This window comes from Maribacter chungangensis (assembly GCF_042676845.1).
Lineage (GTDB): Bacteria > Bacteroidota > Bacteroidia > Flavobacteriales > Flavobacteriaceae > Maribacter > Maribacter chungangensis.
In genome coordinates this window covers 138,094-153,158 of the sequence record NZ_JBHTHY010000022.1, presented here as the reverse complement: position 1 = coordinate 153,158, position 15,065 = coordinate 138,094, and the positions used below count along the sequence as shown (strand labels likewise).

Below are 15,065 nucleotides of genomic sequence, written 5' to 3'. Positions count from 1 at the left end.
ATCGGTTAATGGAAGAACGTTGGTTGTATAGCCCGTTCCGGGACTGTTGCAGCTTTCCACTGTAGGCGATACCGCATAGCCGTCGCCATCGGCATCCAAGTACCATGTGGAGACTTCGAATACTTCGGCATCGGTATCGTTGCAATCCGTTGTTGGGAGTATTGTGTTGGTGTAGCCCGTTCCGGGACTGTTGCAGCTTTCCACTGTAGGCGATACCGCATAGCCGTCCCCATCGGCATCCAAGTACCATGTGGAGACTTCGAATACTTCGGCATCGGTGTCGTCGCAATCGGTTAATGGAAGAACGTTGGTTGTATATCCTGGTCCGGGACTAGTTACACTGCTAACTGTAGGAGAAACGGCATATCCATCCCCATCTGCATCCAAATACCAATCTTGCTCCGTACTTGCTCCTAAATTTTCTTTTAAGGCAATTACTATAGTGGTCGATTTTCCAAACCCCACTTCAACACCAGCCGCATCGGTCTGAGTGGTTGCTCCATTTGCGCTATTTGGATGTTGAATCGACATAAAAAGGAAGCGATTGTCAGGAGAAAATGTGATTCCCGTCGGTTCGGCTCCATCAGGAACAATTCCAAATAATGCAACGTCAGGGTTCGCTTGGGAATGCCCATTTCGTACTACCCAGATATAATGTTCGTCTCCATCTTGTAACACCCATAGGTTTCCGTCCAAATCAAAAGCTAAATTGTCATTACCATAGCCCCAATCCAGATTTGTAGTGCCGTTTTCATGTGCTATGGGATAGCTTGCGTTGCCAACATACGTTTCCATATTGATAACAGTAGTACCAGCTATGGGGTCGGAATCTTGGAACCTATACACTCTGTCCTCACCCTTAACAGCAAAATAGATGCCACCGTCGGGACCGATTTCAACATCTTCGATGCCCACAAAATCCGTAGCGCCAACGGCGGTACTTTGCGCTTTGGTGGAATTTCTTTCTTCCTTTGTGGTGTTGTTCAAAAGAACCCAATTGCCATTACCGTTTTTTGGGCCCGTGTATACATAAAGTTTTCCACTACTTAGGTCCTCTGCCGCATCAGCAACGAATTTATATAAATACCCAAAACCCGTGTAATTATCCGTTCCTTGGTAAACGGTTCTATGATTGGGATGTATTGCTGCATTTTCATGTTTGAAATTTCCCATTGCCCAGCGTTTATCGATTACGGTTTTGGTGACGGGGTCTATTTCAACGGCCCAGCCCAAATCGTCATAGCCATCACCATTGCGATCTAGTTCCGTTACACGATTGCTGGCTAGTAAATCTTTAGAGGTATACTCCTCACAACTAATAATCGTATTCCAAGGTGTTACCGTTCCCGAACAATTTGCAGCGGTGCCTCCAAAGGCTTCAAAGTCTACTGCTTTGGATAAGGTAGTGACCCATAGTTTTGTGCTACTATTATAGTTTATATCCAACACGGAAACCCCACCCGGCAATGTTTCGGCGTTAATGCTCAAATATCCATTTGTACTGCTTCCATTTATGGGCACGTACCCTGTAAAATCGTTATTTCCCATCAGAAAACCGCCTTCTGTCAATGGGTCGCCATGGGATATTATTTTTTGAAACGTATGGGAGTCCGGAATCGTAAATTCAGTTGTTCTGCTGGTTGGTATTACAGATTGAAAATTCCCAATATTTTGGCCAAACAAAAAAGAGCTGTAAAGGAAACATAGGAAGTACCGGAGTTTCATATTTGGTTTGAGTTACGTGAGCTATATAAAAGCTCTTTATTAAAACTGTGTAGGGGGAAGTTGCAAAATAGGTATTTTAGATTGGCGGCAAAGTAAAAAACGATTAAAGTATTGATAATCAGATGAAAATTACGATTTTACGGAATGAAGCGCTTAAATAAATACCGAAATCCAAGTTATCCTAAAATCATCCCGGCGATGGTGGCGGACAAAAGAGATGCCAAGGAGCCGCCCAAGACCGCTTTCATGCCAAATTCCGATAGTGTTTTTCGCTGTCCGGGAGCTAAGGAACCAATACCTCCGATTTGAATACCTATAGATGCAAAGTTGGCAAAGCCACAAAGCATGTAGGTTGCCATTATGATCGACTTGTTATACTTTAAATGTGGTAAACTGGTCATATCCTTCAATTCTGCCAGCTGTATATAGCCCACGAATTCACTTGCTGCCAGTTTTATCCCAAGTAGTTGACCCATAAGCATAACGTCATCCTTTGCAACTCCTATCAGCCACATTAAAGGAGCAAAAACAGTCCCGAGAATTGCTTCTAACGAAAATCGTTGATATGAGGTATTATTCGCGATCCAACCGTTAAGGTTCGTTAGGTCTCCTGTCCATTCCAATATACCATTGATCATGGCAATAATTGCCACAAATACCAAAAGCATGGCACCAACATTAACGGCGAGTTTAAGACCTTCTGTAGTGCCATTGGCAATGGCATCTAAAATATTGGAACCTATTTTCTCCGAGGAAACGCTTACATCAGTATTTACGGCTTCTGTTTGTGGGTATAACATTTTAGAAATCACAATGGCACCTGGAGCCGCCATTACAGAAGCGGCCAAAAGATGTTTTGCAAAGAGGAGTTGAAGCGCTTCGTCCTCTCCTCCCAAGAACCCAATATAAGCCGCCAAAACAGCTCCTGCGACCGTGGCCATGCCGCCTATCATGACCAGGAGAATTTCAGATTTGGTCATCTTCTCTAAATACGCTTTTATAAGCAAAGGTGCTTCGGTCTGGCCTAAAAAGATGTTTCCTGCCACGCTTAGACTTTCCGCGCCCGAAATCCCTAAACTTTTGGATAATAACCAAGCCAGCGCTTTTACTACCTTTTGAATAACGCCAAGATAGAATAACAAGGAGGTAAGTGCGGAAAAGAAAATAATGGTGGGTAATACCTGAAAAGCAAAAATATAACCAAAGGTTCCTGTGTCTACTACCAAGCCTTCAAACAAAAAATTACTCCCTGCTCTAGTGAATTCCAAAATACTTACAAAAATCTTTCCTATTTGCTCAAAGATCAATTGAATGAACGGAACTTTTAATACGCCTATGGCAATGATCAACTGCAGACCGAGGCCTATGGCAACCGTTCTCCAGTTGATTGCCCTGCGATTGGAACTAAATAAAAAAGCTAATAATAGAAGCGATACCATTCCTAGTATGCCGCGCCAAAGGCTGTTTATGGAAAATCCTTGGTTCGCCAGTGCATTGGAATTGGAAACGGAAATATCGTTGATAATCGAAGTATCGACCGCAGAAGTTACAGTTTCATTGATTACTGGCGTCTGTGAAAAAAAGGTGAGGGGTAAAAAAATAAAGAGACACAGTAGCCAGGTACTTTTCTTCATGTGAAGGGATTTAGTTTTAATTCCGCTTGGATATTTCGTCCCTTAATTTTGCTGCTTTTTCGTAGTCTTCGTTTGCAACCGCTTTCGCCAGTTCTTTATCCAGTTCGTCAATGGTCAGCTCCGTATAACCATCGGAGGCACCGGATTCTATAGGAACAGTTTCACCCTCCTGCAGAATCTCGTCTACCATGATGCTGTCCCCGCCTGTGTCTTCCTTGTCTTTGTCCTTAGAGGAAAATTTAAGGAAAATTCCTGCTTTGTCCAAGATGTTCTTATATGTAAATATGGGAGCGTTAAATCGTAATGCAAGGGCAATGGCATCGCTGGTGCGTGCATCGATTATTTCCTCTATGCCATCCCTTTCACAGATGATACTGGAATAAAAAACCCCATCGACCAACTTATGGATAATTACTTGTTTTACAACAATATCAAAACGGTCCGAAAAGTTTTTAAAAAGGTCATGTGTCAAGGGCCGTGGTGGCTTTATTTCTTTTTCCAGGGCGATAGCAATGGATTGCGCCTCAAAGGCACCTATTACAATAGGTAATTTGCGGTCTCCTTCAACTTCGTTCAATATAAGGGCATACGCACCATTTTGGGTCTGGCTATATGAAATACCTTTTATTTTTAGACGGACTAAACTCATAATATCTTTAATAAAAAAAGGCTGTTCAAATACTTGGGTCGCCAATTATTCGAACAGCCCTTTGCGGGCACAAATTAACAAAAATTAAGCGTTTTGGGCTTTAAATTCCTTTAATTTTTCTATCAATTCGGGTACTACATCGAACGCATCGCCTACAATACCATAATCCGCCGCCTTAAAAAATGGTGCTTCCGGGTCCGTATTGATGACTACTTTGGTTTTTGAAGAGCTTACACCTGCCAAATGCTGAATGGCGCCCGAGATTCCAATGGCTATATATAAATTGCTTGCTACGGGCTTACCGGTTTGCCCCACATGTTCGCCATGTGGTCTCCAGCCTAAATCCGAAACCGGCTTGGAACATGCGGTTGCTGCGCCAAGGACATCGGCCAGTTCTTCTACCATTCCCCAGTTTTCAGGACCTTTTAGGCCTCTTCCTGCGGAGACTACGATATCTGCATCGGCAATGGTGGCCTTGCCGATCACTTTATCAATATCTACCGATTTGGTCGTAAAGGTAGTATCGTCCGTAGCGACCGAAAAGTCTTCTATTGTGAGGGTAGTTTTGTTTTCGACAATACCAAAAGCATTGTTGGATACACCTATTACTTTATGGTCCGTATGTATTTGGGTATGCGCGAATCCTTTGTTGCTGAACGCGGTTCTTTTAACGGTAAAAGGACTCGTAGCCTCTGGAGCTGCAACTACATTGGGTACATATCCTGCGTTTAAGGAGGCGGCCAATAATGGGGCCATGAACTTGGTATCCGCACTGGAACTTACGATAACCGTAGTTGCCCCTTCTTGTTTTACCGCTTGTGCCAATGCTTGTGCATAGCCTTTGGCGTTGAAGGTTTTTAGGGAGTCGTCCGCTATATGAAGTACCTTGGAAATACCATAATCTCCCAATACTTCATTTTCCGATGTGTTGAAGGAAACTGCTGTTGCAGTGGTTCCTAGTTGCTTGGCTACTTCGGTAGCATAAGAGGCTACTTCAAAAGCACTTTTCTTGAATTTTCCGTTCTCGGATTCTGTATACACTAATACTGACATGTTTTCTAAATTTTGAGGGTTACGCTGAAATCGGTCTCCGATTAAATTGCTTTTGCTTCGTTATGTAGTAAATCTATCAATTCATCTACGGTGTCAACAAGCTTTACGGAACCTTTGGGCTCCGGTTTGTCAAACGATACATCTTCGGTCGTTTTAGTAGCGGAAACGGGTTCTAGAACGCTCAATTTTTTCTGTCGCGCTTGCATGATTCCTCTCATGTTCGGAATACGTAGGTCGCTTTCTTCTACCAAACCTTTTTGTCCGCCAATAACTAGTGGAAGACTAGTGTTTAAGGTTTCTTTACCTCCATCAATTTCTCTGACAGCGGTTGCCGTGGTACCTTCTATGTCTAAACTGATACAAGTGTTTACGAAGTTCATATCCAAGAAGGTGGCAATCATGCCCGGTACCATTCCGCCATTGTAATCAATGGATTCCCTACCGCCGATCACTAAATCGTAACCTCCGGTCTTGATAACTTCGGCAAGTTGTTGTGCAACGAAAAACCCGTCAACCGGCTCGGCGTTTATCCGGATGGCCTCATCGGCTCCAATGGCCAAAGCCTTTCTCATAGTGGGCTCCACGTTTGCACCGCCAACGGTAGCTACATGAACCGTAGCACCTTGTTTTTCCTTGAACCACATAGCTCTGGTTAAGCCAAACTCGTCGTTTGGATTGATGACGAACTGTACACCGTTGGTGTCAAATTTTGTGTCACTCTCAGTGAAATTTATTTTTGATGTAGTGTCGGGGACATTACTGATACAGACTAATATTTTCATTTATGAAATGCGTTTAAAATGGTGAGGACGAAGATAATCATTAATTTTCAAATTTACTATGCATGCATAGTAAATTTTATAACTTTTTTTGATTCTATCGAACGATAGTTTGATATATTATTTGCTATTTTTGCTTCCTTTGAAGCGAAACCTTTAGAGATTAAAACTTAAGCAAATGAAAACCTTACAATTTAGAGAAGCTATTGCCGAGGCCATGTCCGAGGAAATGCGCAGGGATGAGTCCATTTACCTTATGGGCGAGGAAGTTGCGGAATATAATGGTGCTTACAAAGCCTCCAAGGGAATGCTGGACGAATTTGGTGCAAAACGTGTCATAGATACCCCGATATCGGAACTAGGTTTTGCTGGAATAGGTGTGGGCTCTACAATGACGGGGAATAGGCCTATTATTGAGTTTATGACGTTCAATTTTGCTATGGTGGGTATTGATCAAATCGTTAACAATGCCGCGAAAATTCGTCAGATGTCGGGAGGCCAATTCCCCTGTCCGATCGTTTTCCGTGGCCCAACGGGTTCTGCAGGTCAGCTAGGGGCAACTCACTCGCAAGCATTTGAGAGTTGGTATGCCAATTGTCCGGGACTAAAAGTTGTTGTGCCCTCCAATCCTGCAGATGCAAAAGGATTATTGAAATCTGCCATTCGTGACGATGACCCGGTTATTTTTATGGAATCCGAGCAAATGTACGGGGATAAAGGAGAAGTTCCAGAGGGGGAATATACCATACCTTTGGGAGTAGCAGATATACGAAGGGCCGGTACCGATGTGACCATAGTTTCGTTCGGTAAAATAATAAAGGATGCCGATAAAGCGGCCGATGAATTGGAGAAAGAAGGAATTAGCTGTGAAATAATTGATTTACGTACTGTAAAGCCTTTGGATTATGAAGCGGTCTTAAACTCTGTGAAGAAGACAAATCGTTTGGTTATTCTAGAAGAAGCGTGGCCTTTTGGTAATGTTGCCAGTGAGATTACTTATCATGTTCAGTCGCACGCATTCGATTATCTGGATGCCCCGATCGTGAGAATAAATACCGCCGATACACCGGCCCCATATTCACCGGTATTATTGGAGGAGTGGTTGCCTAATTACAATGATGTAGTGAAAGCGGTAAAAAAGGTGATGTACAAATAACAGTGTATTTTTGTAAAACTATCTTAGCTTCGTCGACCAAAGGTCGAGGGAGCTTTTTTATTTGGAATGCTATTTGTTCCATGGTTCCTTGAGAATTATACGTAATGAAACAAATCCTAAGCCTCTTTTTGTTTTTCTGCTTTGCATGGCTATCCGGCCAGACCAAGGTAGGTGGTATTGTTATGGACGAAGCCGGGGAGCCCGTGGCGTTTGCCAATGTGATATTTAAAAATTCTACAGAAGGTACGATAACCAATGACAACGGAAGGTTTTACATGGAGTCTGACGATGTGCATGATCTTTTGCTGGTTTCGTTCATTGGATTTGAAAGTCGGGAGATTGTTCTAGAGAATAGAGTAACGTATGACATGACCATAATCCTTAGCGAAGCTGCCGAGCAGCTCAACGAAGTGGTTTTGATTTCCGGAAAACAATCAAAAAAAAATAATCCCGCGGTAGAAATCCTCAAGAAAATATGGGCAAAAAAAAGGCAGAACGGGGTACGGCAATTCAATCAATATGCTTTTGATAAATATGAAAAGGTAGAATTTGATTTGAATACGATCGATAGTTCCTTGATCAAGAGTAAGGTTTTTAGGGGCTTGGAATTTGTTTTTCAAGATTTGGATACATCAAGGATTACCGGTAAGACCTATTTGCCCATTTTTTTAAATGAAACGTTCTCCAAAGTAAAGGGCGATAATGTTTTAAAGCAGGAAAAAGAGGAGATTTTAGGGAATAAAAACTCTGGTTTTGACAATAACCAGGCTATAATCGCCTTTGTAAAGGATCTTTACCAGCGCTATGATATTTACGATAACTATCTAAAATTTTTCTCCAAAAGTTTTACGAGTCCTTTGTCCAGAACCGGTGTTGATACCTATAATTACGCTTTGCGCGATAGTTCTTATATAGATAATAAATGGTGTTATAATATCGTATACTATCCGCGTAGGAAAAATGAACTTACCTTTAAAGGTGATTTTTGGGTCAACGATTCTACTTGGGCCGTTAAGAACATCAATTTACAGGTTACCAAAAGTGCCAACATCAATTGGGTAAAGGATATTTATATCGAACAGGATTTTGACGTGGTCAACGATTCGGTCTTTCTTCTAAAAAGGGACTATATGTTAAGCGATTTCAGCTTTCAAAAGAAAGAGAGCTCCAGAGGGGTTTACGGCAAACGAACCACGGTTTACGATAACTACGAATTCGATAGGGAGCTACCAAGGGATTTTTATCGAAAATCCAAAAATGTAGTCGATCCAAATGCCATGGTAACCGACGATGTGTTTTGGGACAAATACCGGCTAGAGGATTTGAATAAGGATGAGCAGGGTATTTATACACTTTTGGACACCTTAAAAACAGTGCCCAAATTTAAGTCCTATTATAACGTAGTAAGTATTTTAGGTTCTGGTTATGTTGAAATAGATAAATGGAACATGGATATAGGTACCATTTATGATGTCTTTGGTTTCAACGATGCCGAGGGGCCAAGATTGCGATTAGGGGCCAGAACCTATTTTGGCCAAAACGATCCTTGGCGTCTAGAGGGGTATGGGGCCTACGGCTTTGCCGATAAAAAAATAAAACATGGGATATCCGGCAAGGTCCTTATAGACCGCGAGAGCAGGTTTATTGCTTCTGCGGGGCATAGAAGGGATGTTGAGCAACTTGGCGTAAGTCTTACCGCTACGAACGATGTATTGGGCAGGAGTATTGCATCTTCGGCCTTACTTACCGTAGGTATCAATAATCGATTGACCAACATAAATCTAAGTGCGTTAAGTTTAGAAATTGAACCTCTAACCAATTTACGGCTTTCGGTCGGGAGTACTTTTAGAACGCTCAGCTCGGCTTTGCCCAATGAATTTAGTTTGGATTATATTGATGCGGAATCCCCTTCTGGAATTTCCTCGGAAATACGGCAGTTTGATATTAATACCGTAGTAATATACACGCCGGGAAAACAATCGGTAGGATACGGTGTGGAACGTAGAGAGGTTAATGATCGCTACAGTACCTTGCTTCTGAATTTGACCAAGGGGACAAACGGTTTTTTGGATAGCGATTTTAACTATACCAAAATACAGTTTTCCTACACCAGACCATGGCAATTAGGAGCTTTTGGAAGGTTGAGAACAACCGTAGAAGTGGGAAAAACATTTGGGGAGGTGCCTTTGGGCCTGTTGAGTGTAGTTCCCGGGAACCAAACATTCTTTTCAAATTACGGTACGTTTCCGAACTTGGATTTTTATGAATTTGTAACGGATACTTACAGTGCAGTGCATTTGGAACACAATTTTAATGGGAGGTTGTTTTCGAGGATTCCGGTTTTGCGTAAATTAAATTTAAGGGAAATAATAGGGCTACGAGGCGTATGGGGAGAGTTGTCCGATGCCAATATCGCCTTAAGTGCACCCTCTGCTGTAAATACGCCATTAAGAGCGCCTTCGGAAAGAATTTATTATGAATATTCTTTGGGCATTGGAAATATTTTCAGGGTGTTTAGGGTCGATTTTAATTTTAGGGGTAATTATTTGGATAATCCCAATGCAAGAGCCTTCGGTGTCACTGGTACTTTTGGCTTTAGCTTTTAGACCTTCGTAAACCAAGGCAATTTCGGAAGCCGAAAAGCGTTACGTTCTTTGTAAGTAGATAAGTAATAAATTCTAAAACAGGGCAGTTAGCTAAAGCGTTCGATTTGGCTTAACTTTGCGCTTCAATTAAAAAGAGTAAGATATGAGTGATACTACCGAGGTAACTTTTGATGTGCTGATAGAAATTCCGAAGGGAAGTCGAAACAAGTATGAATACGATTTTACGCTCCATAAGATCAGGTTTGACAGAACCTTGTTTTCTTCCATGATGTATCCCGGTGATTATGGTTTTATACCGGAAACCTTGGCTTTGGATAAGGATCCTTTAGATGTCTTGGTGTTAGGAATAGAGCCCACGTACCCAATGGTGGTCATGGAGGTAAAACCAATAGGTGTGTTTCACATGACCGATGAAAAAGGACCCGATGAAAAAATTATTTGTGTTCCCGTAAGCGATCCTATCTGGGGACGAAGGGACGATATAGCAGACCTTAACCCGCATAGGTTAAAAGAAATAGAGCACTTTTTTCAGGTATATAAAGATCTTGAAAAGAAGAAAGTAGATACCGGCGGATGGGGAGATGCCGCAGAGGCCGTAAAAATTTATAAAGAATGTGTGCTCCGCTATGAAGAAAGCGAGCATAAAAAGAAGCGCACCTTTACAATTTAAAATACTGATTGCTAATTTATAGCCACCTCTATTAATACATTATTAATATGAAGGTGGCTTTTTTTATTCTATACTATTTTACTACTTTAGCAGCCTTTTAAAAAACTAAAAACAACTAAACAAAATGGAATTAATCGTAAACTATTTACCAGCGTTCGGTATTGTTGCACTGATTTTCGTGTTCATAAAGAACATGTGGGTTGGAAAGCAAGATGAAGGTGACGCTAAAATGGCTAAAATAGCCAAAAACATTGCAGATGGAGCTATGTCCTTCTTGAAGGCCGAGTACAAAATCCTATCGATTTTTGTTGTTGCAGTTGCCATTCTTTTGTTTTTCAAGGGGAGTAACGAAACAGGGTCTCATGGTATGGTAGCCCTTTCCTTTGTAGTAGGAGCTATCTGTTCTGCCTTGGCAGGCTTTATTGGTATGCGTGTTGCTACAAAAGCGAACGTGAGAACAACACAGGCTGCTAAAACATCTTTAGGTAAAGCTTTAGAGGTTGCTTTTGCCGGTGGTGCCGTAATGGGATTAGGCGTTGTTGGTCTTGGTGTTTTAGGACTAAGTAGTTTATTCGTGATTTATCAAAGTATATGGCCAGGTGCGGAGAATCTTTCCTTGGTGCTCAATGTCCTTTCAGGATTCTCCTTGGGTGCATCGTCAATAGCTTTATTTGCCCGTGTTGGTGGCGGTATTTACACCAAGGCCGCCGATGTTGGTGCGGATTTAGTAGGAAAGGTAGAGGCTGGTATACCGGAGGATCACCCTTTAAACCCTGCTACCATAGCGGATAATGTTGGTGATAATGTTGGAGATGTTGCCGGAATGGGAGCGGATTTGTTCGAATCCTATGTAGGATCTATCATAGGGACCATGGTATTGGGTGCTTTCATTATCACCCCGGATTTTGATGGCTTAGGGGCTGTTTATCTTCCTTTGGTACTTGCTGCCGTTGGTATTCTAATGTCTATAGTAGGAACCTTCTTTGTGAAGGTCAAGGACGGGGGCAACCCGCAAACAGCGCTGAATATTGGTGAGTTTGGTTCGGCCGGTCTAATGGTAGTAGCCTCTTATTTTATTATTCACGCTTTGATTCCTGAGTCGGTTGCAGGTTTGCCGGCCGGCGCTAACGGAATTTTCTTGGCAACATTAGCTGGGCTTGTTGCCGGTCTTGGCGTTGGAAAGATTACGGAATATTATACCGGTACAGGTACAAAGCCTGTTAACTCTATCGTTAAGCAATCGGAAACCGGTGCTGCCACCAATATTATTGCGGGTCTAGGTGTAGGAATGATGTCTACTATGATTCCTATTCTGTTGATTGCAGCTGCTATCTTAGTATCGCATCATTTTGCAGGATTATACGGAATTGCAATCGCGGCCGTAGGTATGTTGGCAAATACAGGTATACAATTGGCAGTAGATGCTTATGGACCCATTTCTGACAATGCCGGTGGTATTGCCGAGATGGCGGAATTAGACCCAGAAGTACGTGAGCGTACCGATAAGTTGGATGCCGTGGGTAACACAACAGCGGCTATTGGTAAGGGTTTTGCCATTGCTTCTGCGGCCTTGACAGCATTAGCTTTGTTTTCGGCCTTTATGAAAGTAGCGAACGTAAGTTCTATCGATGTTTCCAAACCTACCGTTATGGCCGGTCTTTTGGTGGGTGCAATGTTACCCTTCGTGTTTTCTGCATTATCGATGAACGCCGTAGGGCGTGCCGCCATGGCAATGATCGAAGAGGTACGCAGACAATTTAGGGATATTCCACAATTGAAGGCCGCTTTGGAAGTGATGAGGGCGGTAGATTCGGATATGTCCAAAGCTACGCCTGCTCAAAGAGAAATTTTTGATGCGGCTGATGGGTACGCGGAGTATGACAAGTGTGTGGATATCTCCACCAAAGCTTCTATCAAGGAAATGGTATTGCCAGGGCTTTTGGCCATCGCAGTTCCTGTTGCCATTGGTTTCATAGGTGGGGCCGAGATGTTAGGCGGACTTTTGGCAGGTGTTACTTCTGCAGGGGTGCTTATGGCTATCTTTCAATCTAACGCAGGTGGTGCATGGGATAATGCAAAGAAAATGATCGAGTCTGATGGACGAAAAGGGACCGATGCACACAAAGCTGCCGTAGTTGGTGATACTGTGGGTGATCCTTTTAAAGATACATCCGGACCTTCACTGAATATTCTTTTAAAATTGATGTCTGTTGTTGCATTGGTAATAGCTCCTAGTATTGCGATGAACGGAGATACTATGACGGCTTACAATGAATCTAAGGAAGCGTATAGCCAAACTGCCGTAAACGTGGAGATGGATACGAACGAAGACGGAACTACAACTGCGATTATTACAACTACAGTAACACAAAATGGAGAAGAAACAACTTCAGAACAGGTTTTTGAAGGAACGGAGGAAGAAGTGAAGGCTAAAGTAGATGCCTTTAATACCGCTTCCGAAAACGTTGAAGTTAAGATAGAAAAGATGTCTAAGATTATTGAGAATTAACTACATCTAAATAGTAAACAGTAAAGACCCTTTATGAAATTCATAGAGGGTCTTTTTTGTGGTATCAATTTACACGATTGGGTTTAACGGGGTATTAATTTTTTTGTCGCTTATTGCTATTTATTAGATCTATTGAAGTTTAAAGGTAATGGGAATGGCAAAGGACACTTTTACATTTCTATCCCGTTGTTTTCCTGGTGTCATTTTAGGCAGTTTACCAATGATTCTGCCGGCTTCGTTCTCAAGATTATCGTTTGGCCCCCGCATACGTATATTGCCAATTGTACCGTCTTTTTGTATATCGAACATAACGTTTACGCGACCTTGAATACCTAGTTCCCGTTCTTGCTCTGGATACCTAAATACCTGGCCAATATGCTTTTGTACCATTTTGGCAAAGCAGTCCCTTTTGTCGGTTTCGTTCTCGCATCCCGGATAGATGGGAGCTTCCTCAATGTTTATCCAGGTTACGTCTGGTTCAGGCTCGTCTTCAATGATGTTAAAGGTGTGGTTTTCCGGTATTTCCGTGTTCTGGTCAGGTTCTATAATAGCTATAATCGACTCTTTTATAGGGTCTTCGTCTTTAACAATTTCAATTTCTATAGGTATAACAGGCGAAGGCGGTGGAGGTGGGGTTTCTAAAATAAAAACCGGAGCTTTTTCATCTAGCGGTTCATCAAGCTGGTTCATTCCAATATCAGGATTGTAGCTGATATCGTATGTCTTCCATTCCAAAGCGATATATGACAACAGCATAACGGTTACTAGTCCAATGGCAAAGTAAACGCCACTTCTTTTGTTGATGTCTTTTTTAGGGTTCTTTTTAAGTTTCATACATTTTAAAATTTAATGTTGACGTTGTTTCAACAGGTTATTATTCATTCGAGTTCGACTTAAAAGTATAGGATACCGTGCAGCCAAAAAATGAAGAATGAGTAAAGTATGCATTTGAATGAGGGAGTGGAAGACAAGGAACCGGAATCATAGTTGGTAACGCCGGTTTATGTCTAGCTGTATCCAAGTCTAAAGGACAGGGCAATGCGGCTTAGCTATTGTAGGTTTGGTAGATTTAAACCAGTCATGTGTATACATGAACTGTGTATGGGCTTTTTTGCTTGGATACGTGATCAGCGCATAATTCCAGGTACGGAAATAGGGTGTTGAATTCAGCCTACGATACTGTTATAAACCAGGTGCCGTTTTGTAAAGTATAATACCATGTTTACTACCGTCAAAAATTGGCTACAAGTTTTCCTGACATATCGAGAACGGTAAAAGGGCGTACCTATAGAACCTTAATTTTCGATGTTGAACGTTGTAGGGGAAATTAAGCGGGCAATGAGTTAAAATTTCATCGCTTAAAACAATCCATGTATTTCTGCATCGATCCTATTGATAACGTTACCCAAATCTTCTGGATTATCCACGAAATCGAGCTCATCTACATCTATAATCAAGAGGTTTCCTTTTTCGTAGCCATGAATCCATGCTTCGTAACGTTCGTTCAACCTACTTAAATAATCAATGGAAATGGTATTCTCGTAATCCCTGCCTCTTTTGTGAATCTGTTTTACAAGATTCGGAATAGAACTTCTTAGGTAGATTAATAGTTCAGGCGGTTCAACCAAGCTTTCCATTAACTCGAACAGGCTGGAATAATTTTTAAAATCCCTATTGGTCATCAATCCCATGGCGTGCAGGTTGGGCGCAAAAATATGGGCATCCTCATAAATGGTACGATCTTGGATCACACTTTTACCACTCTCACGTATTTGTAAAATTTGACGGTATCGGCTGTTAAGAAAGTAAATCTGTAGGTTAAAGCTCCAGCGTTCCATCTGATTGTAAAAATCATCTAGGTAGGGATTGTCCACCACTTCTTCTAAATGCGCTTCCCATTTGTAGTGTTTGGCTAATAATTTGGTTAGGGTCGTTTTTCCTGCTCCTATATTTCCGGCAACGGCAATGTGCATTTGAGTCTTGTTTAGTGGTTAGCTGTTGTAAAAAGCTGTGCCGCGCAATATACGAAGGAATTTAGGTATGCAAAAAAATAACTGATGAAATACATGGAATATATGAAGCTATGGTTGTATGTCGTTAAACAATATAAAATGAACGGGAATAATTTTTATAACATAACTATTTTTATACTTTTGGCTCTTAATAATGAGGAAGGATTTGACTGATTGCAACCTCAAGTGCTGAGTAGGATTCAGCAACTAATACTCAGTAAAATGAGAAGTTGATATAAGTTCAACTTAAAATGCTAAAGCAGTTTGTTCCA

Annotated in this window: 11 protein-coding genes; 4 read left to right on the top strand and 7 right to left on the bottom strand. The window is 41.8% G+C overall.

The genetic code is table 11. The features are described 5' to 3' along the window. The 5 genes from ACFQZJ_RS17875 to ACFQZJ_RS17855 all read right to left on the bottom strand — a co-directional run. The coding region (locus tag ACFQZJ_RS17875) for a PhoX family protein (RefSeq protein WP_379936306.1) at positions 1 to 1,725 on the bottom strand (1,725 nt) is incomplete at its 3' end. Positions 1,726 to 1,901: 176 nt separating this feature from the next. Beyond that, entirely contained in the window at positions 1,902 to 3,359 is a 1,458-nt protein-coding gene (locus ACFQZJ_RS17870; RefSeq protein WP_379936304.1) for a NupC/NupG family nucleoside CNT transporter, read from the bottom strand. A gap of 16 nt (positions 3,360 to 3,375) precedes the next feature. Then, positions 3,376 to 4,008 (bottom strand): bifunctional nuclease family protein, encoded by a 633-nt coding sequence (locus ACFQZJ_RS17865; RefSeq protein ID WP_379936303.1) that lies wholly within the window; start codon positions 4,006 to 4,008, stop codon positions 3,376 to 3,378. 84 nt (positions 4,009 to 4,092) lie between these two features. Continuing rightward, a complete protein-coding gene (locus ACFQZJ_RS17860) occupies positions 4,093 to 5,061 on the bottom strand; it encodes an electron transfer flavoprotein subunit alpha/FixB family protein (RefSeq protein WP_379936302.1) in 969 nt (322 codons plus the stop codon). Positions 5,062 to 5,102: 41 nt separating this feature from the next. Continuing rightward, positions 5,103 to 5,843: an electron transfer flavoprotein subunit beta/FixA family protein gene (locus ACFQZJ_RS17855; protein ID WP_379936300.1), complete on the bottom strand. Its 741-nt coding sequence runs from the start codon at positions 5,841 to 5,843 to the stop codon at positions 5,103 to 5,105. A 175-nt stretch (positions 5,844 to 6,018) separates the two neighbouring features. On the opposite strand from ACFQZJ_RS17855, the gene ACFQZJ_RS17850 reads away from it, so the two are divergent. From ACFQZJ_RS17850 to ACFQZJ_RS17835, 4 genes are all read left to right on the top strand, one after another. Next, positions 6,019 to 6,996 (top strand): pyruvate dehydrogenase complex E1 component subunit beta, encoded by a 978-nt coding sequence (locus ACFQZJ_RS17850; protein ID WP_379936299.1) that lies wholly within the window; start codon positions 6,019 to 6,021, stop codon positions 6,994 to 6,996. Between the two features lie 104 nt (positions 6,997 to 7,100). Continuing rightward, positions 7,101 to 9,602 (top strand): DUF5686 family protein, encoded by a 2,502-nt coding sequence (locus ACFQZJ_RS17845; protein WP_379936298.1) that lies wholly within the window; start codon positions 7,101 to 7,103, stop codon positions 9,600 to 9,602. A 142-nt stretch (positions 9,603 to 9,744) separates the two neighbouring features. Further along, on the top strand, positions 9,745 to 10,272 hold the full coding sequence (locus ACFQZJ_RS17840) for an inorganic diphosphatase (protein ID WP_379936297.1): 528 nt from the start codon (positions 9,745 to 9,747) through the stop codon (positions 10,270 to 10,272). Between the two features lie 124 nt (positions 10,273 to 10,396). Beyond that, positions 10,397 to 12,781, top strand: a complete 2,385-nt coding sequence (locus ACFQZJ_RS17835) for a sodium-translocating pyrophosphatase (protein WP_379936295.1) — start codon at positions 10,397 to 10,399, stop codon at positions 12,779 to 12,781. A gap of 129 nt (positions 12,782 to 12,910) precedes the next feature. Here the strand turns inward: ACFQZJ_RS17835 and ACFQZJ_RS17830 are convergent, their stop codons facing one another. Together ACFQZJ_RS17830 and ACFQZJ_RS17825 are read right to left on the bottom strand one after the other, a co-directional pair. Then, positions 12,911 to 13,615: an energy transducer TonB gene (locus ACFQZJ_RS17830; RefSeq protein ID WP_379936294.1), complete on the bottom strand. Its 705-nt coding sequence runs from the start codon at positions 13,613 to 13,615 to the stop codon at positions 12,911 to 12,913. 524 nt (positions 13,616 to 14,139) lie between these two features. After that, entirely contained in the window at positions 14,140 to 14,754 is a 615-nt protein-coding gene (locus ACFQZJ_RS17825) for a deoxynucleoside kinase (protein ID WP_379936293.1), read from the bottom strand. Between the last annotated feature and the right edge of the window lie 311 nt (positions 14,755 to 15,065).